Raw genomic sequence first — 26,214 nt, 5'->3', positions numbered from 1 at the left:
CCATTAAATTTTTATCATGATGGATTTAGTTATAAATCCAATCAATATCTTAACGTGGTAATTATTTAATTATATGAGGAGTTAATGATGAAAAACGACTGGCATTCAGCCGATATAATGGCGGCAATTAAGAAGAAAGGAACCTCTCTCTCAGCCCTATCAAGGCGTGCAGGATTAAATTCAGCAACACTGAGTAATGCCCTTGTGCGCAAATGGCCAAAAGGGGAAAGGATAATCGCCGAATTTTTAGAGGTAGACGCGTCGGTCATATGGCCTTCTCGTTACCCAAAGGAGAGAAAAATTAACTAACAGGTTTATGAATGAAATTAAACGGTCAGATTCAGATAAATAATTAGAATACTTCTGACCGTAACTAAAGATAAAAAGCATTTCGTTGATTTGATTTATGGTGAACCAAAATGGCTCATTCACAGGCAATCAAACAATAGGTGAAGTCATACCTTATCCTGGGTCATATTGAGCAAAGTCGCCAATCAATAGCCGCCTTTTAAAATTCACTCGCTTCGTGACATCACTTCTTAACACGGCTATAAATCGCCCTCAGTTGCTGCGCTGTCTGGCTGTCTGAGGCTGTATCACGCTCAGGTGTTTTTGCCGGCTCTTGCGGAGACGACGCTTCCCGTTGCTGCCGGTCTTGCTTCCACTGCATAAAGAACTGCTTGTCCTGTGGATTATTCATATCGGGCATGGCCCCAACTTTTTGCTGATATTCCTGGGTAAACGCCTCCCATTCTGCGCGCTCTTCCGTTGTCGGCTCCGGCCCACCCTGATCGAATAGCTGAGCGGCCTGCTGTCGGCGTTGCCCTGCCTGCGCGATAATATCTTCACGGGCGATGGCCAACAGCTTCTCATCCATCATTGCGCTGTCCTTATACAACGCCGCCAACTGTTTGCTCTCGTTTTTGCCGATATCCAGTATCGCCTGACGATAATCGGCCGTTTCCTGCCGCATCGCCGTCTTGTCGGGAGGATTGACCAGACTACTGATAAAACTGGCCTTATCTGGTTGATTGAGTTGCCCCACCATCTGGCCGTAGCCCCGAAGTTCATCCATCACCCGTGCCAGGGGGATCCGCACCACCTCGTCATCCGTTTTATCTGCTGAGCCATAGCGGGTCAACGGCTTATCGGCTGTCGTACCGTCGCTGTACGTCACCTTCAGACTCAAAATAACAGACTGCCCATCTTCACTTATCCCAACATGCGCCAGCGATTTATCTTTTATTGAGTTGCCGGTCTGTGGGTCAACTTCGCCGATATTGCGCTGGATATGCGGGGCCAGCACAATATTCATGGCCGTTAATACCTGTGGATCGTTGTAACTGATGTCGCCGGCCAACACCCTGGGCATCAGTTGGTTGATGGCCATGACGTTATCGATGGCCGTTTGCCCAAAGAATCGTGCCGGGTGCAATGGGTTATCTGGTGATATCTGGCTGTATAACTGAGGGTCAACCTGCCCTGCTGTTTCAATCTGGTGATAGAGCGCCTGCACCACCGTCATTTCTTCCTGCATCCGTTGCTGACGAGCGGCTTCTGCCCGCTGGAACTGTTGAGTGGCGCGTCGCAGGTTAAATTCTTGTGTGCGCAATCCAAGATTGGCATTCGCCACGCGTTGACTGGCCTGGGCCAGACCGTAATTTTTCTCCCACTGCTGGTCGGCCCGCTCGTTGCGTTCGATTTTATAACGATGGTCTCGTTTATCTGTCTGTTTGTGCCAGTCCATCTGCTCTCTGGCCAGCCCATGTCGACGGTCGGCATCCTTGACCTGCTGCTTTAACATGACATCACGTAACCCTTGTTCGCGATTACGACTGATAGCCTGGTCTGCGGTATTAAACCCCGCCAAAAAACCGTCTGCCAATCCCTGAACACCCATCACCGTTATCCTTTAAAAAAAGCGACTAGCCAACAACCCCACCGCCGCACCTATGCCCATACCGATCGGCCCACCTGCGGCACCATAAGAGGCACCCACAGCCAGACCAGCTCCCGCGCCCATCCCCACCATGTTCATTTGGCCCTGCTGCTGTTGCATCTTGAGCTGCTCGCTGAGTGTTCCTCGTTGCGCTTCCCGTTCAGACGCCTCGCTTAAGCTCTGCAACGCCTGTTGTCGGGTGTCACGACCCGCATCAATCAATCCATATCCCATCAGTGACGCCCTCCTCCCAGCGTCATTTGTTGTCGAAGCCCCGTCCTGCCGCCCGTTAATATCGCCATTTGCCGGTCCTGCTCTGCCTCGCGGATCCCGTTCTTCGCCCCGGCGATGGCCAAGGCTGACCGCAGCCCCAGACGGTGATCATCCGGATGAGTGTCATGGGGGGTACCATAACGCGCCAACTGGTTCTGTATCCCCATTTGAGCCGAACGCAGACTGTGCGTGGCACTGTCATTGACACGAGTCAGTTGCTGAGCCATTAACCCGCCCCGGGTCGCCAGCCCCATTAATGCTTTTTGTTTTGGATAAAACCGCGCGAGCCAGTCGTTATACTGGTCGCGGGTCAACCGAGCGTAGGTATCAGCCGCTTGTCCCATCACGACCTCCTGTTAAATATTCACGGGTTTACGGGTTTGTTGGCGTCTTTCAGCCCGTATGTGCGCGCGGCCACGCCACCCGCTACCCCGACCAGTTGCCCAACCGCCTGACGGTTGCTGAGGGATTTTTGAGCATCAAACGTAGCTTTGCTCAGGCTGTGGTTGGCAATATGACTGTAGCTGGAAAGCGCATCGGCCTTTTGCCCTGCCCCCATGGCGACCACATCCTGCAACCCGGCCACATACTTATCCTGCTGTGAGGTCTGCGCCCGTTGGGTAGTATCAATTTGCCCGGTGAGCTGGTCATGCTGTACGTCACCGAGTGTTTCCCGGAACCGGCCGCTGCCAGGGTCAACCCCTCCGGCTGTCAATGCGGATGCCGTTTGCTGCCGCCCGGAGCCAAATGCCTGCTGATACCCCAGATTCACTATCCCCGCTGTTTTAGCGTACTTTTCGGGATGGTTCAGCGTGTCGACCTTGCTGATAAACAGGTTTTCCATCGGTTTGAATTCATCCAGATACAGAGCCCATTGTTTTTGTGCAATCTCTGCCGCCGCCAACTCATGTGACGTCTCTTTGATTTCCGTGCTCCCGCGCCCTCCTTTGCCCATGATTTACCACCACCGTATTGCTTGGATCAGACTGGATAATCCGAACAAAAGGAAAACTATCCAGACCAGTACAAACCTCCAGCCAGTTAATTTCTCACCTATCATTCGCCACTCCCGAATCAGTTTGATAATATCGTTCACAGCTTCTCCCTTGCTTTGCTCAAGGTGCAGAAAGTAGAAAGCCCCGACTGCGCTTAACAGTTCGGGGCTTTCGCCTCATACCCGGTTTATCAGTCAACCGGGATTTTGAATCTCATGAATCCCTCTTCATCAGCCATTCGCTCAAACCCCAAACACCCCGCTATCCGGGTAAACCCCCGACGTACCGTGTAAAACTCTGCCCACCTTCCGCCCATCCGTCGCGTCAGGTATTGAAGCGTCGGCAAGTAGTGCTCCAGCCCTTTTCGCCTTGTACTGACCGCCAGCCAGACCAGGACATAAGGCATGCCATTGCTCACTCGTGGGCGTAAAACGAGTACCGCATCCGCTGCTGAAAACCAAAATGCCTGCTGTTGATGGCAGGCGTGCCGAATGTTGAGGAGAAGACTGGGGTCCTGGGTATCACGAAGGATCCGGGCTAATTTAGAAGTGAAAGTAATCTGATGCATCCAGCACCATAATCGGGACAGGGGCGATGAAATAGGTGTACGCCCCCGTGGAAGCCTCTTTATAGAAAGCCGTTCCCCATGCAGGGCCTATCTGGGTACCGTTACTGTTAACCCACAGCTCGACTTGCCAGGGGTAACTAAACAACCCGCCAATATTGCAAGGGGCATACATCGGTCGGCGCACGCCCTCCACCGGGCGCATTGCCCCCAATTCCGCGCCCGCTAACGTGACTAATCGGGGGCGAGCCAGGATATCGTAACCAGAGTTATAGACGACAGACCCGTTATGTCGGGAATAGATTTCCATACCATATTGACTGCGGTTTAACGGTCCTTGTCCAAAGAGACAGATTTTGGCACGTACGGGGGTTGTCGAGGCTCCGCCCCCCACATTGAAGACACCAAAACCTTCCATCGTCGTGGGAGTTTTGTAACGTCTGACTGCGCGAGCAGAAATGGTTTTGCTGGTGTCTTCCGTATAGAAAAAACACATCACGTTATTGGGCGTAAAGGCAGGATTGATATGGTTCGGTAGCCAGCCATTATAAATATCCACCTCGCCTTTAAACAGTAAGCAACTGAATTGGCTCACATCACTGATACCGGAAAGGTGATCGGCACCATAGAATTGCACCCCATAGCGCCCCTGAGGAGTCGCTGTCGGCCAGATACACACGCTGTAATAAGTCGCTAAGACTGCCGTGTTGTAATTAACCGAATTCACTTTCAGTACCCGATTAGCATCCAAATGGACACGGTGATAAGCCTGGCCTCCCGGCGTCCATTGACTGCGCCTTCCGTGACGGACAACGATGTAATTCAACCAGGCATTGCTGGTCATCCACAAAAAATAGTCATATCCCTCGGGGACCGTCACGCCGGTATTCCACTCACCATAAGTGAGTGTTTTGCTCCCCATGGCGACAATTTTCGTCATCGTGGTTTTGTTATCCAACACCAATGACGTACCGTCCGGGCGGAAAACTTTCAAACCATAGCCTGACATAAACCGGTTCCCTCCGCGGTGTCATGTCGTGGACGAAAGACTGGGCAATGCCTAATCATCAAGCTTGCCGAAACGCGCCATCAACACGCCATTTTCATCGTAAATATCGATACGCTCATGGGTGATCACCAAACCGATGTTGCGTGAGCCCAACCGGAAAGTGATACGCCCTGTACTGGAGATAGTGATCAGGTCACCAATTTTCACATTACCGGCGGCATCGACGCTAAAATGACCATTATTGATGATGGCACTATTGAGGATGGGGGTGGACAGGCTGATACCGGCTTTCACTTCATCCGCGACGATGGTTTCGGCTTTCAGGAACTTGATAATGGCATCGCGTATTACGGCATCGGCAATCACGACCTTTCCGCCCGACATTGAGAACGGGATGGCATAACGGCCAGTATCACCGGGCTTATTCGGATCAAAAACAAACAGCCGGTCGGCCGCAATCGCCACCTGGCTTATGGGTCGTCCATAAGCATCTTTCCCGGCAACTAACCCTATTCCCGCAGTAACCCCGCTGGCATGGGCTTTGGTGCTCCACATGGCCTGAAAAGCCTCGCCGCCCTGCTGATCCAGATGGTCAACTTTATCCCCCAGCGACCCCATCGTATCCGTTATCTGGCCTATCAGGGGGGATTGATGAATTTCAGCATGGATAAGGTTGATCATCTCATCAACATGGGGCTGAGTTGCTGCTGCGGCCCCCCCTGTACCGCTAAAGGGCCCCGGGATCCCAGAGGCATTCACAAAACGGACCCAGTAGTATCCTTTCCAGCCGGGATCAACCGGGTCACTGTACATCGCTGCGGCAGATGTCCCCACCAGCACGGCATTGGCCAGATTATCCTCCGTATTGCGGTAAATCTCGGTGTGGGCATGACCTCGGTAGGCGGGCATCTCCCACAGCAACAGGACAACACTGAATCCCCCCTGCGCACTAAAATGTTGGGGTCGGATGGGAAAGGCTGGTACCGGACCTGTTTCTGTATAATGGTGAGGCTTAAGCTGAAACCGCCCCCCACCTCCGGCACGCAATGTAGCCAGCTTTAATTGGGCAAGCTCCTCCCTCGTCACCGCCTGACCGCGACCATCCCCACGTTGTCCGGTGAGGATCTCGATATTCTCCGTCAGCGCGGCCGCATCACGTCCGGCACGATACCCTTTCGTCATGCTGGCATCTCCATCATCGAGGTACTTAATGTGATGCGATCAACCTGGGCGTAACCCCACACTTCCACCTCCCATTGCCGACCGGTGATGGCAGGCAGCCGCAAAATACCGTCAATCAAGGTGCCGGGGGGCATCGACAACACCTGCCGGTTATCCACCAGCAGACTGACGCCGACCCGGTTCAGATGCTCACTCATGATCCGCAAACAGGAAAATGACGTACCCACTGGTGTCAGAAAGGGTTTGCTGCGCCACGTCATGGGCAGCGGCTTTGTACTGCCCTGGGACGGATAAAGGGTATTTTCTCGCAGGGTATAGAGTGTATCAGAGGCCAAATCATGGAATGCCGTCTCAAAAGCGATGGTCAAATGACGGATATCCATAGTCAGTGGGTTAAAAATAAACCCGGCCGATATCCCCTTGTTCGTTCGGTAGACTGCCAGATATTCACCTTCTAACGGCCATGCTTTGATACTGTCTGGGTTGAAGTGCCTACGCCATTGGCGCGGCTCAATAATCGGTTCGGTTGCCACCCGTGCATTGCCCTCAGCATCCACTGACACCAGCCCATTCGGCGAAGCATAAAGCACAAAATTGTCCATGCTGACCATGCTGTGCCTGCTGACACAGGCCTGCATCACCGGCAATTGGGTATGGGTGATATTTGACGGGGTGACCCCAGAAAACAGATACGCCCATCCTGTGGTCCCCACCACCAGTCCGGTTCCCACCGGGGCGATAGCGACAATATCGTGCGCGGTGCTTTGCTTGTAGCGTTCGGGCCAGGCATAGGGCAAATAAGCTTCTGAGAACATCACCTGATTACCCGTAAAGCCTGCGGCAATGCCATTTGCCATCAAGCACAGTCCTTTCATTTCATCGGGTGGCATCAGGTAGTTTTCTGTTTCCAGAACCGGTCCGAGGGCGTTATCCGGCGACGTATCCTGATAGGTCAGAACACCGATCGGCAATTCCACCAACAGCAAATACTCAGCAATGCCGCCCCCGGAAGCGGAACGGTAAATACGCCGACGGGTAATATTGGAGCGCTGACTGCCGGGGGGCTGTAGCGTCAAAAGCACTGTGCTGCCGGGATGGGTCAGCGTCACCTCAAGGGACACCGGTCCAGGAGGGCCCTCTTCTCCATAACCGGTGACATAGGTCTCGATATAGAAACGGGTATCGTCGTCGGTCGGCTCATCATTACCTTTATCAGACGGGGGAATGATCCGGGTCACGTCAATGGGGTGGCTGGGTGCAGGAACACCCAATCGATAACTGACCGAGGGGAAAGGCCCCTTTCCCTGGGTAGCCACTTCATGACTGGTGACGTTGGGGGAGTGGCCATCGGTGAAATAGACCCGCCCATACTGATCCTGAGCCACAGGGCTGCGGATCACCTCCACGTTCTCCGGCCAGGTAAACCAAACATCCTCCCGATAACGAAACAGGGTGGTGACTTTCTGCGTAAAGGTCTTAATGCCCCCGGCATCGGCCATCATGGGCGTGATCACCCCATGGCGAAAATGGCAGTTTTTGGCCACCGTGGCCGCGGACTCCGGTAACAAATGGGGGGTGAGACGGGGCATTTCACCCTGCATGGTGGTGATGTCGATAATGGGCATAGGAGACATTTCCGATCAAAAAAAAGCCCCACTAAGCAGTGAGACTGGTGACCTTGTTTACATTCAATCCGTCACGGTGGGATTTATGCAGCAGATTAAGCAGCAGACTGCGTTGTCGACTCAACCCACAATCGCTGGAATATTAGGCCAATCAATATCCGGCGCTTTATTGATATCAATATCATCCAGTGCCATGCGATACGCTTGCCAGCCTCGTAACTCTTCCATTCTTTCCTGACCCACGTCGATCCGGTCTTTTAACGTATCAATCTTATTGCTGGCTTCACTGATTAACCTCGCTCGCTGGGACGCCGCATCGCTGAGCAACCTCGCTTTTGCCGCTGCCGAGATCCCCAATTGCCACACGCCCTCCGGTGTGGCATAGGCGGGTTCATCAGGACGAGATTCCTTCATCTCGACCCAGTGATCAGGAACGTCGAAGGTTTCGGTGTAAATGACATACTCGATATCACTCCCCGGTTCGGAATAAACTTTCATGTTCAATCAATACTCCAGACGGCAACACGATAGGGGACATTTATTCGACGGCGGATATCAGGGAAGGAATGGGCAACATGTTTGGTGGTATAGATCAGGCCGTTGTTCCCCGTCCAGATTAAGATTTTTCCCCCCTGAGGCATAGCCAGTGCGCCAGTTGAAAAATCACTGTCCGCAAAGTAGCCGGCGATCCCCCACACACTGTCCGGCCGAATTTCACAACGGAAAGCAATTTCTCGTCCCGGAAAAGGGTTATCCACAATGATCCGCTGTGCAGGGCGCAGACGCGGGGGACGCTTTTCTGTCCCACCGGGATAGAGATAAATAAAGGAACGGGGTTTGACGATGTCATGTGCATTTTTCTGAGCAGCTACTTTAACCTGATGAGCAAACTTTTCCGCGTCATCTCTCAGACTTTTAACCGCATTTTTCTCCACCGTCGTGCTTCTTGCATGTTGCTTCGCCAGTGTTGCACTCTCTGCCGCCGCACGGGCAGATGCGGCCGCCTGAGCTTCACTCATTCTTGCAAGACTGGCCGCCTGGGTGACTTCGCGATGCTGTTTAGCCACCACGCTGGCCGTCTCATTAACGGACACCTTGACCTGTTCGCTGGCAGCTCTGGCCGACTCGGTCTGGTTCAACTGAGTCCCCATGCTCTGTCTGATGTGATCCGTAGCTTGCTGTGCAGCACGTGTTGCCGCGTTGTCGGCGGCTGACTGCGCCTTATCGCAATGCGTGAGTGCCTGCCGTTCGGACAAAGCCACGGCGTCTGCTTTCGCCACCACAACACGCTCACTCTTTAACGCCACCAGTGCCGAACACGCCGCCGCATTCGCATTCATAACGACCGCATCCCGGTCATTTTTGACCGCCATAAGTGCCGTATTAAACTCCCTGGCATAGCGCAAGGCCTCAAGACGAAACTGGGTGGCTTCCTCTTTTGCCTGGCGGGCACTGTTTTGCAGCGTGCTGAGCGCGGTCAGGTCATGTGTGACCTGCTGTTGGATCTGCCGGAAATACACGATCACATCGGGTGTGACCTCTGATTCAAGCACTTGTTGTTTCAGTAACTGATTCAGGGTCGTGGCGCTGCTACTCTTATCCAGCGTAATGGTGCCATAGAGGGTGCTGCGGCCGTTGACCGTCACGGTAATGCTGTAACTCCCGGCTTCCAACTGCATCCGGTACGCGCCGGTACGGTCAGTTTTGACACTGGCAGAAATACCACTCAAGACTATCAGGTTGCTGGCCATTGCCGTCAACATGATCTGTGCATTGACCACCGGCTCCCCTATCGGATTTATCAACACGCCGGACACGGTGACACTCATTCTCCCCCTCCCTGATACTGCGCTTTGCGCCATTGCCGGGCGACACTCTCTGCGTTTTGCTTCACACCTAACTGATCACTGAACGCATGATAATGCTGCATCGCTAAATTGAGATTGGCCCCTGCCTCGCCATCTTTGCTGAATGCCCGAAACAGTATCCAGTCCACCAGAGGATTCACATAGAGCGCATCAAGCGGGACCGGAGTTACCTCTGCCAGATCATCAATGGCAACAGCCACCGGGACTCTGGCCACTACCGCCTCGATCCCCATGGACTGCGACGCGCCCGGAAACAAGTAATACAGGTTGGGAGTCAACTCGTTATAGCTGTAACACTCGACCGATCCTGTCATCTGATGCCAGTCAGGATACTGACTGTCCAGGACCTCACGCGGGACCGGCCTCAATGCCCTGCCATCTACCACACGAATAAGGTCAATGAGCCGGATCGCCCCTTCAGGTAACACCTGCCTGGTACCGGGTGTTGCGGTGAGCACCTCGGACTTCGCTCCGGCATCAGGGCGAGCCAGAATGACAGCCCGAACCGCATCATTGTAATAATCACACAGCTCCGCCAACGGCCAGCGCAGCCATGCCGTATCTTTGAGCTGGGTGTTAACCCGCCCCATTATCTCGGCAATGCTGATCATTAGAAGAACTCGTGTTGGCGAACAGGATTATGGAAAGCGGAGATGGGAGAATTATCCAGTGCCTCACGAAAGGCCCGGCGGTATCCTTCAACAAAACGAACCCCAAAGTGGTGTGAGCGCTGCGGATCGGTCCAGGGCTTGCCCGGCATGATAAACAGGTCTTCCAGCGCCCCCATGGCGATAACATCCTGGTGATCGTCATAGAGTAAGTCAGGAATGTCATGCGCATCACGGCGTGGTTCAAGGGCAAAATCCACCGTCACATGATGAAAGGCGTGCTTAAAAGTGATGTCGTTGGCTGATTTTGCGGTGAAATCCTGTCCGACCATCAGCCGTTCACCCGGCCAATGACGAGTCGGCTGCGTAATATCCAAGACCCGCAACCGCTTGATACACTTCAGTCCTTTATCCTCGGTCAGACGATAGGCGATATCCGGGATCACCTCCTTGAAGCTGACCGCATCCCGGCAAGACAGCGATTCACGGCAAAAAGTGATGGCGGCATCTAACACCGCCTGTTTCATCATCAGCTCCAGCGGACCGCTGATGTGCTTTCGGATGGCCGGAAAAAAAGCATCAAGCGCGACCATCTTTCTGCTCGTCTTTTTGGCTATCTTGAGTGGCATATTTCTCCTTCACTGCATCACGAACACGGACGCGGAAATCATCCACCCTTTCCTGAGCTGCCTGTTTGAGGTCCAGTTCTTCGGATTCAATCAGGGTAGCCAACTGAACCGACGTCAACTTGGCGATATCCATCTCCGCGTCCCCCACCATAAGAACAAAGCTGTTCTCCTGCGCGTCACGGGCGGCAAGTTCAAGCAGGTAGGCCTCATGTTCAGCGCGCACCTTAGCCTGTTCGGCTTGTTTGGCCAGGACATCTTTCAGGACTTCCTGACGCACAAACACCGTGGGATACTCCAGTAACTGATACGCCAGGGCACTGTCAATTTCGACCGACTCATGGCGCGGAAATATCAGGCGACTGCCCGTCACCGTATCGCGTTTTTTCTCTTTAGGGCCAATATAGACCACAGCAATTTTGTCAGACATGAAATACTCCGGATAACAGACCGTTATAGCCTGTAGAAAAGGGCTGCGTAGAAAGAGACTATCAGTAACCGACTGCGGTATAGAAAAGACTGACCGTCAAAAGGCCAGGAACAAAGATATTTGTAGTAACCGTCGTACCAACAACCGCTACCAACTTCTCACCTGGTGTCTTTGTGCTATAAGGTTTGATGGGGGTATAATTCTCGAAAGCAGATGCGCAACTGACGGTGGAGATCAAATTCATTCCATTAAATCGAATCGAGATATAAATCCCCAATTTGTCACTGGACATATTTAAGCCATAAATACGCATACCAATCGGCAGTGCCAACATCTCAATGATGTCACCATGTTTTTCTGTTCCGCTAAATTGGTACCAACCCTCTGCCACCGATAAATTGCCCTGTGGACCTTGATACACCGTATCAGCCATGGAGGGGGCCGTAATGATCGCCATAGTGTTTATCTCCCTATAGATTATTGGGTCACCGCAGAGTCAACCACAATCACACCGTGGTCATTCACCCTGCCGTCTTTTTGCTGGAAGCGGATTTTCTTTAACCCGTTGATCCACCGAATGGAGACCTCCGTTCCGTTGCCATGGTCGACTTTCTCTTCGTGATAACCGAAAAAGCCTCCGCCCTCACCGACCCCATAGGCATTGGCCAGTGCCTGACCGCCCAACAGCATCGCGCGGTCAATCAGGGTACTGGTGGTGATATTTTTGGTGGTGGCGGTCAGGTCATTATTGGACACCTTGACGGTCGAACCGCTGTTAAACCGGATCGGCGTCCCCCCGTACTTGCGCACCAACACATTGCGCCACATAGCGCACTCCCCCTTGAACAACGGATGGTTAAAACCTTTGGAACGCTGCATCGCACGCGACAGCATGGCTTGCCAGTCTTTACCGGTGGTGGAGGTGTACCAGTCATTCCATTGACGCGGGGTCACATACAACACAAAGTACGGGTCTTCATTGGCCAGTTCGTCTTTCGACATACGGATCGGTTGCAGGGGGTGCGCCATTTCATCCAGAAACAGGGCGATATTATCGACCGTGCTCAGGGTGAACAGATCGGTGGCATCCAGATTTTCCATCGAGGTAGCATCACCGGCAAAAAAGTGACGGTCATAGGTCGGCGGCACCACATCGTTAATCATGATCTCACCAAATTCCCGATGGCTGGTCAGGGGCACAATGGTGTCATCCGCCAGGTAGTCACCACGCGCACCCGCCAAATGGATGGTGGCTGACTGGTCTTGCAGGTCATTGAAATACGTGCCCAGCAAGGTGCGTGCGGTTTTGTTCAGGTTGTGCTTGAAGCGCTGTTGTGACATTTTCCCTCCCGCATCCACCAGGTGACGACCCTGACCGATTTTGAGCGAGAAGTTGGCAAAGGTGAGGTTCTCACCCCGCCCAGCCAGCTTCTTATCCCCCATGGTGGGACGTTTGGACAGCTTGTGGACAATCTGCATATCCACTTCATCGCCTTTCTGCTTTTTCAATTCGGTAATGCGGACCACCGGCGCATGAAAGCTGGTCTGCCGGGTCCCTTTTTTGTCCGGACTCACCGCCTTGGGGGCCTCCTGCTGTTCGGTCAACATGTTAACAAAAGACCGATGGCGGCTTGCCGCAGTGAACAACGCCACCTGCATCAGCTTATTTGCCTGGGCCATTGTGATGGTTGTCATAAGCACTCCATTCAATAAAAAAACCCGCCGAAGCGGGTCAAGGTGTCAGTCAAGTGACCGGTCAGATGGTCTGCTCCAGCAAAGCCTCTATCTGGGCATCCGTCATACCGGCAAACATGACCTGTAGTTCATCCATCGACGCATTGGCCGCCTGCTCCAAAGGCGAGACGGTATGTGCGGTGGTGACCCCGAGTTCTGACGGCGAATTCGGGATTTGCGAGGCAACTGTTGCACTCGCCAGTTTCTCGGCCGCCACCTGCGACACATCGACAAGCGGTGGTGGTGACGGTGGTGGCGCAGGCGCGGGGGTTTTCGCTTGAGGCGGTTCACTCTCCTCGCCATAAGCGGCCCGTGTGCGTTTTGCCACCTCGGTGAAGCGCTCGGTCAACGACTTGTTTTCCCATGCAGGGTCATTTCTCATTGCCTCATCAATATGTTTTGCCAGGGTAAAACGGTCATGATCGTGTTCCTGCCATGATTTCAGGTCTGGAACCGCGTTTATCGCCTCTATCACCGGATCCTCGGCGGTCTGGTGAGATGTGGGTGACGGTTGACTCTGTTGCAGGTAATCAATTTTTTGCACCAGCGTGTCAAACATCGCGGCCATTTCCGGAAAATCTTCCCGGATACCGTTAATCTGCTCAGGGGTGATCTGGGCGTTCTCAGGTAAGGCCGCAGGCTGCATCCCTGCGGCTTTGATCTGATGGGTTAAGACCGCCAGTTGACGCTGTGCATCCGCCAGCTCGACAACGGCTTGCTGATTGGTGCTGACCCAACGCTGCTTGTCTGCGCGTTCTGCCTCCAACACGTCATAAGGAATGACATGCTGACCGTCTTTGCTGCGGATCCCCTGAGGCTTATCGCGCTCCTCGAGCTTGGGGGGTGTCGTCATGCCTGGTGTCGGTGCTTCCTGCCCCTCATTCCCGCTCGCGGTATCCGTGGACGAAGGTTCGGTCACCGTATTCGTTAGACTTGCCATTGTCGGTTTGGTGGGGTCGTCATCGACAATCTCCACCTCCCCCAGTCCATCAATCAACGCTTCCAACTCTTCAGGGGTTTCATTACCGGTTAATTCCATATCCACTTATGACTCCTGTCTCACTTTTTGTCGGAGAGATCCGAGTGGTGAGCCTGATGCGGCCCATGCGAATAAGCCCTCTTGGCGAAGAGCGCTTAGCGGCACAGGCAGGTTGTTCAATGGGGTATTGTGCGGAACACCAGAAAGCAAAAAGCCCCGCGATTAGGCGAGGCTTAATTGAGAGTGATGTCGGGCATCTTTCGGAAATCTAGCGCGTATTTTGCAGGCATGCAATAGTTAGAGTGGTATTTGGTCAATTTGGCCCTGAATAGTCTGCATCATCTGTTCATGTAACGCGCCCATCTCTTCAGTCATATTCTGCATCTCTTGCAGCACCTGACCGGTTTTTGCCTGAGTGTAAGCATCATTGAAGCGTTGTCCCTCTGCCAGCGTAGTTTCCCGCACCGCCTGGGCCTGAATGCGTTTCGCCTCGGCTTCCAAGCGGTCCACTTTGGCGGCCAGCTCGCGCATGGCCAGTGCCTGTTGTTGCTGCTGTAACTGCTGCTCTTCTTGGGCGGCCTGCTGTTCTTCAGGCGTCATCTCATCCGGTGCCTTCGGTGTGCCCAATGCCCCTCTGAGCCGCTCGATAAACTGCGGTTTATTTGGCAACTCCAACAGCTCAACCCACATGTCCAGCACGCTGACTTGTACTTCCGGCGGGAGACCCACAATGACTTCAGACAGTTGTTGCGCCAACAGGGATTTGTACGCCGGCGTCTGCTGAATAGGAGCCAGGGCGATATGTGCACGCAACCGGGAAACGTCATTATTCATCTGCCCAGCGTCCTCCTTATTCAGCATGACCTTCCTGCGTTTACGCGGGTCATCCCGGTGGATCACCACCGGATATTCGCGGCGTGAACCCAGGTCTTCCAACAAATAACTCAGCAACAGTTGCCCCACCTGCTGGCAGGCAAACTGATAGTTATCATTGATTTCCGCCAGGGTCGTTGCCCCCTGCTCGACCAGATTACTGATGGCCACCCCACTGGCCGCATTGGACTCTTGTCCCAGAAACGCCGCATAAATCCCCATGCCATCCTGGATCAGCTTCATGGACTCATGCATCACCTGAAACTGCTGCTCTGCGACCTGAAAATCTTGCTGGATGGTGATGGCATCGGCCGCCGTGGTTTTATTATGCCGATGGGGATTCAGGGTGATCAGGCCATCAGGCCGTTCAGCCTCTTCTTTCAACTGCTCATCCGGCATCTGCGTGGCATCAAAATCCTTGATAATGCGCTTGGCCTGAAGCAGCCAGGTCAGTTTGATGCGACGAAAATTCACCTCATCCTGAGCCGGTATGGCGCGACAGGCCAAACCATAGGGGGCACCGGTCTTGTCTTTGCGGTATCCCCAAAACGGGATCAGTGGAAACATGCCTTGCGGCGCTGAAGACGGCCGGTCAATCAGGAAATGCGGCCCGACAAACCAGGCTTCGCGTACCCGGCTGACACGAGCTACCGTCAGCGTCGCCCGACCAGTGGCCACCGCGACAGCATGCAACTTGTTGTGTTTGTCGTACTCGACCACGCGCCCCTGACTCAATGTCATCACAGGCAAACGCAGAAAGGTGCGGTAGTAGATCACTTGCAGTAGCACACGTCGCCGATTGGTACTGATCCACTCGGTGCTCTCCCGACTCCAGGACTGGTATTCCTCATAAGCATTAATCAAATCCGACTCATCGCCCGCCGCCAACTCGGTATCCACAAAGCCTTTCCACTCGTTGAGTGAATAATCAATGACCGGTGCCTTGTCCGGAAAAGTGCCTTTGACTTCATCCACATCCAGCCAACGTTTACGCAGCAGCCAGCGGCAATCACTCAAGTCCGCTTCCCGGCTGAACCAGTCCCAGAACACCTCATTACGATGAACGGTCGACACTTTGAATCGTTGACCAAAGGGGTCGCTGTTGCGGCGCACCTCCACCCAGGAGAGTCCGGCCTTGATTTGATCGGCATAAGCATCGCTGCGGGCTTTGTTCAGCCCACTTAATCGACAGGCATCGGCGAATTCAGCATTGACCGCTTCCACCATCAACTCCACTTCTTCGTCCGGATCGTCCGCCACCACCATCAAATCGGTACGGGTTTTGGCTTCCATCCCCAGGACACCGTCGATGGTCGGGGCGATCAGATTGTGCTGTGTCAACGGCTGGCCGCGCTCACGCAGTTTGGCCACCACTTCCGGGGCCAGTTGATCTCCGTCGTAATAGGCGCACGCCAGATTAGCATTGGTGCGCCAGTCCGGCTGGTGGTCAATATCCGATGAGATATCCAGTAACTGTTGCTGAGTGAAGCGGTCTGACGGCTTCGGTTGAGACACCGCTGCGTCAGTATTGGGGCTTGGTAAGAACATTACAGTGTCATCCAGTGGGTGGGTTTGGAGCGGTCAAGGGGAACCTGTTTCACCCGTTTGGGCATCCTGATGCGCATTTCCTGCGCAATGGCATAGCTCATCACCTGATCGTCAAAGCAGTCAGTCTGCGCATTCATGCGGCCACGGGCGTCATACACATAGGTATTCAACTCATTGATAGTGCCTATCCAGCGAATACCCGACTGCTGTTCGCGCAGCAGGGTTTTAAGGCCTTCCATCATGACCGGTTTACTTTGGGCCGTGGTCAGCCAGCCCAGTCTGGGGGTCTCATCATCGTGGTCACGGTCAAGGTATTGCTCGGCATAGATAAAACGATGCGGGTAAACCTCGCGTAACTTTTGCAGCACAGCATGACCGTGGTTGTTGCGCTCCGGCCCAATCAAGGCGGTGTTGTACCATTTACCGACCTGCGCCAGCAGTTGGGCAAAGAGTTCGGCATCCAGATACCCGAACCAGTGAGCCACCTGCTCACCAGTGGAGTACTTCACCACATCAATCGATGATCGGTCACGGTTTTCCAACCCTTCCGCCACATCTGCGCCAATGGCGTAATCCTCATCCGGATCGGGCAGTTCCCACACCAACAGATAATTGAGCAAGGTACGTTGCAGTTCACCGGCGTTTCCTACCCGCAAGGCCTGCACCCGAGTGCGTTGACCGGTCACCGGTTCGATGTCGTAGACCAGCATGGGCGATTTGCACTGCCCTTCGGCGGCCATAACACTGATGGCCGAGAAAACGCGACGTCCTGAGGTCAGAAAGGCTTCGGTGGGTGTGCTGGGGAACTCCTGTTTCATCTCCTCTTGCTGCTCAATCTCTTTGCGGATGTACCACTGCTTTTGCCGGTCGGTGAGTCTGATCCCCATGGATTGTTCAACGGCGGCAAAATACGCCTGATGATACTGACCCAGTCGCAGTCCACCTGCCGGTACTTCGGCCTGATACTTTGGATCCTGCCACCAGGCAAAGAAATGAAACTTATAGTCCTGTGATGTCAGGTCAACATGGGTTTGGGCCAATTCCATCGCCCGCATACTCATCGTGTGGAAATCGCCGCCCACGCCTTCCGCCGTGCTCTCGATAAACACAATCGCCTTGTCATGTACGGTATTGAGCGTTCCGGTGCGCACTTCTTTCGCTTTGGCGGGGTATTTAGCGCATATCTTGCCGTGTTCGGAAATGTGTAACCGCTGCACCGTGCCAGAACGAAAAGAGATGGCCACTTGGATACTGGAACCATGCGCAAACAATATCGTGCCCCCATTCGCCCCGCTGCGCCGCTCAGTGACATTGAACGTGGCTCGAAGCCATGTGGGTAAGTTATCAAAAGGCACCGCGACCTTGGTCCGGAATATCTCCCCGGCAGCCTGCTTGTCTTGGGCGACTATTCCGCATTTCAGGTGTCTGCAAAATAGCGCCTGATCCAGCAGATAGATATCAATCGCCGTCGAAAAGCCTATCTGGCGCGCTTTCAACACGATGTTGCGATAATGCATGCTCTCAAACAGCAGGCGTTGTGCTGGCCGTAGTTTGAAGGTGACCAACTGCCCGCCTTCATCTTCTATCTTGTACAGATTATTGAGTCTCCACCACGGATTGCCCAGGCGTTGGCGGATATAGTTAATCTGTTCCTGCTCCGTCATCATGGTGGTTCTCTCCCATCAGGATCCCATTCTGGGTGGCCTCACCCTGCAAACTCGCCACCACCTGCCCCAACGGCGTGATGTCGTCTTTGTTCTCGTCAGTGAGCTTCTGGGTTTCTGCTTTCAACTTGGCCGTGGCGGCCTTCAGGCGGGCAGTGTCGGCCAGCAACCGTGGTCCGTTAATATCATCGAGTCGTAACCGGCTCAGGCTATTTTCCAGCGATTCGATGCGGGCAATGTTCCTATCCAGCGCCATGTCGGCCTTGAGCAGTTTGTCGTACAGCGCTATGCGCTCGGCCAGGATGTCCGTCGCCAGCAAGTCTTCATGCATTTTTCGCAGGGTTCGGGTGACGGATAAGGCGCGGGCGCGGGTGAACATCAGCTCATCATGCAGATCCGCTTCGGCAGCGTCGTCAAACAGGTCATCGGCATTCAGGTATTTGGCGTACGCGCCGTGTTTGCGGGCATGCTGGTTACCCTGAACAAATGCCCCGATGGGATGAGGATTGCCTGTGTTGCCTTTGGCATGTGGGTTGCGCTCGGTAAATCGGCCCCCTTTCGTGCGACCGGTGTTCGGTTTCGTTTCAGAGTCGTCAGTCTGCGCACGGTCATTGAGTGCTTCTGCAGCATCTGGCTGAGGATTTTCTTCTTGTTTATCAGACGCGTTATCCTGTTGCGCAGTCTCCCCATTTGCAGCATTTTGCGCAGTTTTACGGATCTTTTTTTGCGCAGTATGCGCAGTTTTTGTCGTGGATTTTTGCGCAGTTTTGCGCAATTTGATGTAACGTCGGGCCGTCTGATAATTTAGGCCGTGCTGCTGACACCAGTGTTGGACACTGATGCCAGTTGCAGCGTGCGCGGCCAGAAAGTCGGCCTGTAATGTCTCCCAGTCATGTTTTGCCATGGTGTGGTGATGGCAGGTTGCGGAGCGACTCCCTGTCGTGATTGGCCCTGTCCAACAAGGTCAACAACGGGTCAAGCCACAACACGGCCTGTCGATACGTCATTCTGCGGGGGGCAGCGGCACCAGCAAGGGTTCCGTCAGGCTGGTGGGGATCACGCAGGGCACGGGCACGAAGACGGTGCGTGTAGTCGTGCAACCGCTGAGCAGTAGCGTCAGGAATATAGTGGTCAGCGCAGGCTTCAGTCTTGAGTTCCTGACGGTTGGCATGTTGGCGCTCCTCGCTGCGGGCAGAAAGTGTCAATTGATAGGCCGCGGTTTTTGCCGTTATCTCATTGACTCGCTGAAACTGAAACACCTGTAAAGCCAGGGTAGCTTGTGACGCATTCAGGTCAGCCTGCAATTGTGAAAGTTGCCCGTTTTTCTCAACAGCAGATTGGTGAAAATAGAACGCAGCACTGCCCAGGCATAGAAACAGCAGCAGGCCGCTAGCAGCAATCAAAGAGAGAGGAGACATGACTGATATCAGACAAACAAGCGACGGGGCCAGCGATGATAACTCACTGTATTACTGTGTTGGGTATCAGACATAACTCGCGTTCCACCTCACGGCGATGGACTAACCCCTTCCACACCTTACCTCCGGCGTGAACCCAACGCCGCAACTCATTACAAGCCTCCGTGGTATCCCCCTGATTCAGTTTTTTCACCAGAGTGGAGCGCGTCAGGGCGTTAATGCCCACATTGTAACCAAAGGATGCCAGTGCTGCTTTACGGTGCTCACTCATGGGAACACTGACACTGCGTTCAATAGCAGCAAACACCCGTTGTAGATCTTGTTGCAGCAACTCATCACATTCCGCGTCGGTATATTTCTTATGGGCAATGATATCGCGGCCGGTATGACCGTCACAGACGGTTAGAACACCCGCCACATCTTTGTAAGGCGAATACTTACGCCCTTCCAGCCCGTCACGGCCTCCCAGTACGACGATGGCAATGGCGATAGCGCCACCTGCGGCCACCAGCCCAATTTTCTGCTTCAGACGTTTCGACAAAGCCATCACTCCTCACCTCGCATAATGACATATCCCTCACGCGCCGCTTTTTCGAGTGCTTTGGTACGGCGACGCTGCCAGTAGGCATTCACCCCAAAAGTGGCAACAGCAATGATCATTCCGATAACGACAGCCCAGTCATCAAGGGTCAGATCCTCCAGAATGCTGCGCAGCTTCCCCAGCAGCGCCAACGCCCCACCGGAGAGGTAGGACGCGAGCGACGTTTTTCCAGACATTGGCATGTTCCACCCCAGCGAACGAGGGAAATAAAAAAAGCCTGCGGAGATATCCGGCAGGCTTTGGTTGAGAGTCAGAATGACCAACACTGACCCATAAAAAAGTCGGAGCAGCGATTAAGCAGACTCCGGCATCTTTCGGGAATTTAGCGTATTTTCGGGGGAAAGTAAAATTGTCGACTCGTGAACCTATACAGAATGCTTAAGCTTTCTTAGTGCCGCAATATCCCTCAGCGATAACAGACTTTGAAAAGTATCAAAATCGCGTTAAATCGAAAGTATTTACGTTTTCAAAAGAGTATCTGTAATGCTGTCATCGTCTCTTTCATAAATACTGTCGGTTGATATACGAATATCTAACGCCGAATGCAACATTTTGTGAATTTTGATACCGCTAGCTCTTTTGATTTCGTTTTTTGTCGTCGGAGTGCTGTCCCGGTAAGCCCATTTATATGGAGTGAGACTGCTCACTTTAAAACCTACTACACCAAGGTTATAAAGGCAGAGCAGCAATTCATTGATAACATCGGGTTCTCTAGCATCACCGTCAAGCATTTTGTTTGCAATGATTGCACAAGGATCCAAGGTGTTTTGTATTGCGAGTTCACTGATCACAGTATCAATATTGCTTTTCGGTATTAGTGTTTTGGTAAATTTATCTGGTAAATCTCGCAGAAGTTGAATTGTTTCTTCAAAGGATGGGTAAATTTCCCCCCACTCCTCTTTGAGAGAGCGCAAACGTTTCAGAGAGTATGCGGATTCGGCTTTATGTATCGAGTCCCAAGACACTCGCTCACGGTCAAGGGCTACACCAAAACACTCGTTGACATACTGAAGAACATCACGAGGACGAAGAAGTGTTCTCTCGATAATGTACTCTATTGAAGTAACTCCTTTCGAGCCCCCCTTTTGTTTGGGGAAAATATCTTTTATGGTTACATCCTGGCGGGTGTATTGCCTCCGATAAACTTCATTAACACGTTTCTGAACTAATTCGGTTAGCTGATGAGGAGTCCATTTAATGTCAAGAATATAAGATTCATATTTCTCCTCTTGAAACCCAGAACCACGCGTTAAGTTGAAAACGGAACGAAGTAAATCAAGGCGTAGGGCAGCGATAATTTTGATATTCCTGATCTTTCGGAATACCTTTATCTCTTCGATTAGTGCGCGTATAAACTTATAGCGAGTGTCATTTTCAGCCCAGTTCTCGTCAAGTTGATCAATGATAATGTAATAATTCTTTTGGGGGTCATCAAATGAGTAATCAGCTAATAATGTCAGGATCTCGTTAAGCTTCTGGATCTGCATGCTGCTGACCACTTCGCTAGCACGTTTTTTCACATCATGAACTTGTTCTTCAGATAGTTTTCTTGCGTGTTCAGCATTCAGACTAAGACCTTTATATTCCGCACCTATAGACGCACGAGTATCCCGCTCTAGTTTATAAGTAATCTCCCTTAGATGAGTGTCTGTGTCGATCCAGAATTTATCACCCCACTCTCGAAAATACTCGAGTGCCTTGCGTTTTACTTCATCCTTTCGAAGACGACCTAACAGACTGGTAAAAAAGTTATTGGTATCAGATTCGCTTTTAATATCGTGGCGAATTTTAAGCAGTTCCATTATAAGAATGTGACGCCACAATATTTTATAAAACATATCTAGATTGACATTTAATTCATTAAAAAACCCAATAATATCAGAGTGTTCAAGGAATCTAATTGAAATATCATTAGGATCTAATTTTTTGAATTTATAAGAGTGATTAGCAACCATATGAAGAAGTGCGCTTTTTCCTGCACCAGTGCGTCCAATCACTATTGACGAGGTATCTGCCGGATTTAACAACTTCCCCAAATATCCATTATCGATAAAACAACTCTCAAGTAGTTGAGAGTCGGATTCTGCATCCAATTCACCGATTTTAAAATTCTGCCTTATTATAACGGGATTAGAATTCATTTACGCACCAGAGGTTAGGGAGGGATAAAGCTCAAATTTAGCAATAGAAAGTAGTTACAATTACGATAATAGATACTTATTGCTTAGAAGTGTTCACTACATCACTCCAGATAAGAGGCAATATCCAAATTTGTGATATTACGTCCGTTTTCGCTTAAAACTGACTGGATTTGTCACCCCGACGGCCTCCGGCCAATAGCAGACGTTGGCAGATATTCAGATCCGCTTTCATTTCAATGTCCTTCTCAAAAAACTGCTGGCTAAACCCACAGTAAAACTAACCAAATGATGCTAGAACGTGCAATCCAGCTCTTTTAAACCTAGAGTTTTATAGTAAAATTCTTAGCCGTAATTCGGTGTAGCTTAAATGCTCAAATGTCACTGGTACTTGCGGCTACACCATATTAGGCAGAGTACATAGATTGCACCAGATAACTGATACATAATGGAGTGAAGCTTGAACGACATACCAACATCTACTCAATGGACTCTGGATGCTGCGGGTGAAGTCGGCCGCTCATCAGTAACTTCTGTTTACATGATTTTCTGTTCAGCCACAGGCTCAAAAGGGTCCGGTTTTTTAATAGATAATGGCTTTATTGTAACGAACGCACATGTCGTAACTGATTGTTCTGAAAATCAAATACTCGCTATTTCCGCTTATGGTGAGCAAATTCCAATCTCTCAAAAATGGATAGACACTGATCGTGATTTAGCGGTCTTGAGGCCAGCTATTAAGCAAACGGGTGGATTAACTATTGCTAGTAGTCATGACATTAAGGTTGGTGAATCAGTTACTACTTGGGGATATCCATTAGGGTATAACGGTCCAAACCCGCTGCTATCTGTTGGTTATCTAGCCGGATTCATGGAACATGAGGTGGGTAGTGGACGGAAAAAGCACTTAGTGGTAAATGGTGCATTTAACTCGGGAAACTCTGGCGGAGCCCTTTTCAGAGCTTCAGATAATAAAGTAATTGGTATTGTGGTAAGTAAGCACGCTCCAATTAGCCATGACCATCAATCCGCTATTGAAGCATTGTCTAAAAACGATTGCGGTGTCATGTTTACTGCTAAGAATAAGAATGGGGAAACAAAAAAATTTGTAGAGTCCCAAATTGTAGCAGAGCTATTGATTCATATGAGAAGTTTAACTCAAGTTATGATTGGAGAGGCGATTGCCGTAGAAGAGCTGCGTTCTATGCTCAATGAAATTGACTTAAGTCCACCTGATTCATTACCAAGAAATGCTCTATGTCATTGCGGGAATGGAAAACGTTTTAAGGAATGCCATGGAAAGTTAGTGTAGCAATTAATTGTTACGGCAACGGAACTTGATAATGGCCCTTTAAGGAGCTGTAGCGAGAAACTTACTGCGGAACACGGCGTTATATTAGCTTCTCGCTATAAGTGGGATATCAGATTGAGTAACGGCCAATCCCTACCGTTGACACTAGAAGCTCACGCGGACTAAATTGATGTTCGGTGCTCAAAACACCTCGAAAGCGGAATCCACACCCGAAAGTTATGTGGTTTATTTGTGTCCTGAATTTTTGATATATGACCGGGTGTGTGGCTAATACAATACCTGCATGGGGAATACGCCCGCCGACTTTCGACGGTTTTGAGCGCCTGGTCGCCCTCTCAAAAAGGGTAAATCAAAATATTCGAAAGGACGCAAATTATGAAAACCGTATGCATTGAAACCCTTCCTCATATCTCCCATTTAAATATTCCCGTCATTACCACTGAGTTACTGGCTCAGCTTTATTCCACTGGAGTCAAAAATATCCAGATGAACTATGCCAGAAACAAAGAACGATTTGTCGTTGGGAAACACTTGTTCAAGCTGCAAGGCCCTGAGCTAAAAGAGTTAAAGCACAGACCCACAATAAGTAGATCTGTGAAAATTGTCTCAAACGTGTGCTCCCTCATCCTCTGGACAAAGCGCGGCGCCGCCCGCCACGCCAAGATGCTGGAAACCGAGCAAGCGTGGGATGTGTTCGAAAAGTTAGAGGATTGCTACTTCAACAGAATGGAACAGCCCCCGAATGGAACACCCTACCAATCCACACCCGCACAGTTAAAACCCCTCCATCAGACAGCAAAACGCTTAATCACCACCGGCCTTGGTAAAATCTATTCTGATATCTGGAAACTGGTGCATGCCCGTTTTGATGTCGAGCACATTCACCAACTGCACCCACAGCAGATTGATGAGGCAGTGAGTTATCTCACGACGCTGGAGGGCGAATACCTTGGCAAGCAGGAAGCACTCACCAGGCCCACGTTCAGTGCAGATTTCCCGTTGAGCTGGTGGGATCAGTTCGAGCATCAGTTCAAGCAGTTCGGAAGACATCAATATTCACTCACAGACCCCGGCAAGTTTCCCATCAAAATGCTGTTTGGTGATACGTCAGTAGCCCCAACGGCCATTGGCAAATTGATAGTGAATCTGACCAAAGCAGGATATGACGTTAGCGCTGCACGCTTTGAGTTGTCGGCCCATCGCCACTATGCCGAGCTGATGTATTCCAACTTTGAAAAGATACATCGAATAGCTGAATCAATATTGAGCAACACGACGGGATTTCGGATAAGCCCGCGTTAACTCATCACCAGACTTTTACCGCACCAGTACAGCCAGACATCGGTGCGGATTTAGCCCGTCTGAAAAGACGGGTATTCTGGGAGTTAATATCTTCAAAATGAATTATGAAGCGTCAAACGACCGCTCTAAACGAATGCGTTTCATTAAAACTTCACACGCACTCGACTCTTCACTATAAAGCCACTGCAAACATTCCTTCACCATTGGGACATAGTGTGCAGCCCAGTCAGTAGCACCTATCTCAGGGCCAATGAACCCCATAGATTTGCGTAAATCTTCCAGCGTGGCGTTGAAACGCCCATGGCCACCGCACTCATTGCATAATTCAGGATGTGGCCGCAGCGTTTTACCCGCACCACGACAACGAGGACAGACCTGGGTTCTGGCCGCTTCCAGTGTCGCCCATGCCCTCAGTGCGCCCCGTACAGTTCTGATTTTGCTTTGTAGCGCCGTAATCTGCTTTCCGAGTGAAACAATCACGTCATCATTTAAGGTTTGGGCTTTATCCCTTTCCAGCTGTTTGATTTGCTGCTTAAGGTCTTCAACGACTTTGCGCGTCATCTTGGTGCGAGAACCATAACGCAGCAGTAAGGTCGCGATTTGTTGTGTCTGCGCGGGAAGATTTCGCTCAAGTACCATATTCAGTGATAGCTGGCAGGCCGCTTTTGCTCTTGGAGGGTGTGGCCGCTTATGTAGCCATGCGCTAATCGCTGCCCGCACACGTTGTTCAGCTTTGCAGTCGTTGCGGTACTTGGTCATTAGGAGATCGAAACCAACCGGGTGACTGTGCTGGCACGAAGCAAAAGCGCCCACTATCTGCTCTTGGGACAGAGTTGTACGGCCACGGCCAATATTCAGTGCTTCAATACTGACACAACGCGGATCGTGCATCTTGATGAGTTGTTCGAGTGCAGTTGTCATATTGGCCAGTCCATATTCCTTTTTCGCCAATTTTATTGGTATATTGTAATATGGCAACTAATTATGACCACGGTTAGATTTGTTATATGATAATGCTATTCCTATAGTTAGGTCACTTCAGAATATAACCATTTGGTGAGTTAGCATCACAATATAATGTTTTTATATTCATGCTAAATTTATCCTTAAAAGTTAGAACTTTATACTCATCTGTATCTGTCCTTAAATATAGCGTTTTTTTGGCTTCAGGAGATTTTAATTTCCCATATTCCCGCTGACAAATGAATTCTGGAGACCACTCATAACTAGAAAGTTGATAATATACATATGCAGATACGTATTGCCACCTTCCAGTTAATAAAGTAAATATGGAATATACAAATACCACCCCAAGTACCATGGACAGTGATAGATTCTTATAACTATTAACACCATTACTCGAATAAAATGCTAGCACAATTAAAAAAAACATCGAAATCATTGAATACACTAAAACAAAAAATAACACACTGAGAGTATAGTATATTAACTTAGACTCTTCAAAAGAATATCCATAATAGATATTATTCTCTCCATAGATGAACGCAGATGAGAAAGCATACAC

The 26,214-nt window shown here is 51.1% G+C and carries 27 protein-coding genes; 3 read left to right on the top strand and 24 right to left on the bottom strand.

The window, feature by feature from the left end; genetic code table 11:
• The first annotated feature begins 87 nt into the window (after window positions 1-87).
• On the top strand, window positions 88-309 hold the full coding sequence (locus HU019_RS17325; protein ID WP_174847368.1) for a helix-turn-helix domain-containing protein: 222 nt from the start codon (window positions 88-90) through the stop codon (window positions 307-309).
• Between the two features lie 223 nt (window positions 310-532).
• Here the strand turns inward: HU019_RS17325 and HU019_RS17320 are convergent, their stop codons facing one another.
• The 22 genes from HU019_RS17320 to HU019_RS17215 form a co-directional block, all read right to left on the bottom strand.
• The gene (locus tag HU019_RS17320; protein ID WP_174847164.1) at window positions 533-1,900 is read right to left on the bottom strand and encodes a hypothetical protein; all 1,368 of its coding nucleotides are present in this window, start codon (window positions 1,898-1,900) and stop codon (window positions 533-535) included.
• A 12-nt stretch (window positions 1,901-1,912) separates the two neighbouring features.
• Window positions 1,913-2,173 (bottom strand): hypothetical protein, encoded by a 261-nt coding sequence (locus HU019_RS17315; RefSeq protein ID WP_019083303.1) that lies wholly within the window; start codon window positions 2,171-2,173, stop codon window positions 1,913-1,915.
• Complete coding sequence (locus HU019_RS17310) at window positions 2,173-2,556, bottom strand: hypothetical protein (RefSeq protein ID WP_174847165.1); 384 nt, start codon at window positions 2,554-2,556, stop codon at window positions 2,173-2,175. The genes HU019_RS17315 and HU019_RS17310 overlap by 1 nt, the downstream gene beginning before the upstream one ends.
• Before the next feature lie 20 nt (window positions 2,557-2,576).
• The gene (locus HU019_RS17305) at window positions 2,577-3,167 is read right to left on the bottom strand and encodes a hypothetical protein (protein ID WP_174847166.1); all 591 of its coding nucleotides are present in this window, start codon (window positions 3,165-3,167) and stop codon (window positions 2,577-2,579) included.
• Between the two features lie 582 nt (window positions 3,168-3,749).
• Window positions 3,750-4,781, bottom strand: a complete 1,032-nt coding sequence (locus tag HU019_RS17300; protein ID WP_174847167.1) for a hypothetical protein — start codon at window positions 4,779-4,781, stop codon at window positions 3,750-3,752.
• A 51-nt stretch (window positions 4,782-4,832) separates the two neighbouring features.
• Window positions 4,833-5,963: a phage tail tip fiber protein gene (locus HU019_RS17295; RefSeq protein ID WP_174847168.1), complete on the bottom strand. Its 1,131-nt coding sequence runs from the start codon at window positions 5,961-5,963 to the stop codon at window positions 4,833-4,835.
• The gene (locus HU019_RS17290) at window positions 5,960-7,588 is read right to left on the bottom strand and encodes a hypothetical protein (protein ID WP_174847169.1); all 1,629 of its coding nucleotides are present in this window, start codon (window positions 7,586-7,588) and stop codon (window positions 5,960-5,962) included. Before HU019_RS17290 ends, HU019_RS17295 begins: the two co-directional genes overlap by 4 nt.
• A 120-nt stretch (window positions 7,589-7,708) precedes the next feature.
• Window positions 7,709-8,086: a tail fiber assembly protein gene (locus HU019_RS17285; RefSeq protein WP_174847170.1), complete on the bottom strand. Its 378-nt coding sequence runs from the start codon at window positions 8,084-8,086 to the stop codon at window positions 7,709-7,711.
• A gap of 2 nt (window positions 8,087-8,088) precedes the next feature.
• A complete protein-coding gene (locus HU019_RS17280) occupies window positions 8,089-9,417 on the bottom strand; it encodes a prophage tail fiber N-terminal domain-containing protein (protein ID WP_174847171.1) in 1,329 nt (442 codons plus the stop codon).
• The gene (locus HU019_RS17275; RefSeq protein ID WP_174847172.1) at window positions 9,414-10,067 is read right to left on the bottom strand and encodes a phage adaptor protein; all 654 of its coding nucleotides are present in this window, start codon (window positions 10,065-10,067) and stop codon (window positions 9,414-9,416) included. The genes HU019_RS17280 and HU019_RS17275 overlap by 4 nt, the downstream gene beginning before the upstream one ends.
• A complete protein-coding gene (locus HU019_RS17270) occupies window positions 10,067-10,693 on the bottom strand; it encodes a hypothetical protein (protein ID WP_227739278.1) in 627 nt (208 codons plus the stop codon). Before HU019_RS17270 ends, HU019_RS17275 begins: the two co-directional genes overlap by 1 nt.
• A complete protein-coding gene (locus HU019_RS17265) occupies window positions 10,644-11,120 on the bottom strand; it encodes a hypothetical protein (RefSeq protein WP_174847173.1) in 477 nt (158 codons plus the stop codon). The genes HU019_RS17270 and HU019_RS17265 overlap by 50 nt, the downstream gene beginning before the upstream one ends.
• A 61-nt stretch (window positions 11,121-11,181) precedes the next feature.
• Entirely contained in the window at window positions 11,182-11,577 is a 396-nt protein-coding gene (locus HU019_RS17260; RefSeq protein WP_174847174.1) for a hypothetical protein, read from the bottom strand.
• 20 nt (window positions 11,578-11,597) lie between these two features.
• Window positions 11,598-12,815: a N4-gp56 family major capsid protein gene (locus HU019_RS17255; protein WP_174847175.1), complete on the bottom strand. Its 1,218-nt coding sequence runs from the start codon at window positions 12,813-12,815 to the stop codon at window positions 11,598-11,600.
• A gap of 61 nt (window positions 12,816-12,876) precedes the next feature.
• Window positions 12,877-13,707 (bottom strand): hypothetical protein, encoded by an 831-nt coding sequence (locus tag HU019_RS17250; protein WP_227739280.1) that lies wholly within the window; start codon window positions 13,705-13,707, stop codon window positions 12,877-12,879.
• 423 nt (window positions 13,708-14,130) lie between these two features.
• The gene (locus tag HU019_RS17245) at window positions 14,131-16,254 is read right to left on the bottom strand and encodes a portal protein (RefSeq protein WP_174847177.1); all 2,124 of its coding nucleotides are present in this window, start codon (window positions 16,252-16,254) and stop codon (window positions 14,131-14,133) included.
• The gene (locus HU019_RS17240) at window positions 16,254-17,918 is read right to left on the bottom strand and encodes a terminase (protein WP_174847370.1); all 1,665 of its coding nucleotides are present in this window, start codon (window positions 17,916-17,918) and stop codon (window positions 16,254-16,256) included. Before HU019_RS17240 ends, HU019_RS17245 begins: the two co-directional genes overlap by 1 nt.
• Entirely contained in the window at window positions 17,896-18,822 is a 927-nt protein-coding gene (locus HU019_RS17235; protein WP_174847178.1) for a terminase, read from the bottom strand. Before HU019_RS17235 ends, HU019_RS17240 begins: the two co-directional genes overlap by 23 nt.
• A complete protein-coding gene (locus HU019_RS17230) occupies window positions 18,809-19,336 on the bottom strand; it encodes a DUF2570 domain-containing protein (RefSeq protein ID WP_174847179.1) in 528 nt (175 codons plus the stop codon). Before HU019_RS17230 ends, HU019_RS17235 begins: the two co-directional genes overlap by 14 nt.
• A 43-nt stretch (window positions 19,337-19,379) precedes the next feature.
• On the bottom strand, window positions 19,380-19,883 hold the full coding sequence (locus HU019_RS17225) for a lysozyme (RefSeq protein WP_174847180.1): 504 nt from the start codon (window positions 19,881-19,883) through the stop codon (window positions 19,380-19,382).
• Window positions 19,883-20,113 carry an HP1 family phage holin gene (locus HU019_RS17220; protein WP_174847181.1) on the bottom strand — a complete coding sequence of 77 codons (231 nt, stop codon included), beginning with the start codon at window positions 20,111-20,113 and terminating at the stop codon, window positions 19,883-19,885. Before HU019_RS17220 ends, HU019_RS17225 begins: the two co-directional genes overlap by 1 nt.
• A gap of 282 nt (window positions 20,114-20,395) precedes the next feature.
• Window positions 20,396-22,078 carry a P-loop ATPase, Sll1717 family gene (locus tag HU019_RS17215; RefSeq protein ID WP_174847182.1) on the bottom strand — a complete coding sequence of 561 codons (1,683 nt, stop codon included), beginning with the start codon at window positions 22,076-22,078 and terminating at the stop codon, window positions 20,396-20,398.
• 457 nt (window positions 22,079-22,535) lie between these two features.
• Between HU019_RS17215 and HU019_RS17210 the strand changes: the two genes are divergently transcribed.
• Together HU019_RS17210 and HU019_RS20470 are read left to right on the top strand one after the other, a co-directional pair.
• Window positions 22,536-23,387, top strand: coding sequence for a trypsin-like peptidase domain-containing protein (locus tag HU019_RS17210; RefSeq protein WP_174847183.1), 852 nt, complete (start codon window positions 22,536-22,538; stop codon window positions 23,385-23,387).
• 375 nt (window positions 23,388-23,762) lie between these two features.
• Window positions 23,763-24,689 carry an ORF6N domain-containing protein gene (locus HU019_RS20470; protein ID WP_174847184.1) on the top strand — a complete coding sequence of 309 codons (927 nt, stop codon included), beginning with the start codon at window positions 23,763-23,765 and terminating at the stop codon, window positions 24,687-24,689.
• Between the two features lie 102 nt (window positions 24,690-24,791).
• Here HU019_RS20470 and HU019_RS17200 read toward each other — a convergent pair whose 3' ends face one another.
• Both HU019_RS17200 and HU019_RS20195 read right to left on the bottom strand, forming a co-directional pair.
• Window positions 24,792-25,610 (bottom strand): TIGR02642 family protein, encoded by an 819-nt coding sequence (locus HU019_RS17200; RefSeq protein WP_174847185.1) that lies wholly within the window; start codon window positions 25,608-25,610, stop codon window positions 24,792-24,794.
• A gap of 112 nt (window positions 25,611-25,722) precedes the next feature.
• Window positions 25,723-26,214, bottom strand: a 492-nt coding sequence (locus tag HU019_RS20195) for a hypothetical protein (protein WP_217450948.1), incomplete at its 5' end; no start/stop codon positions are given.

Source organism: Yersinia artesiana (assembly GCF_902726545.1).
GTDB lineage: Bacteria > Pseudomonadota > Gammaproteobacteria > Enterobacterales > Enterobacteriaceae > Yersinia > Yersinia artesiana.
The sequence above is the reverse complement of the archived record's forward strand: the minus strand, read 5'-3'. Positions and strand labels throughout refer to the sequence as shown.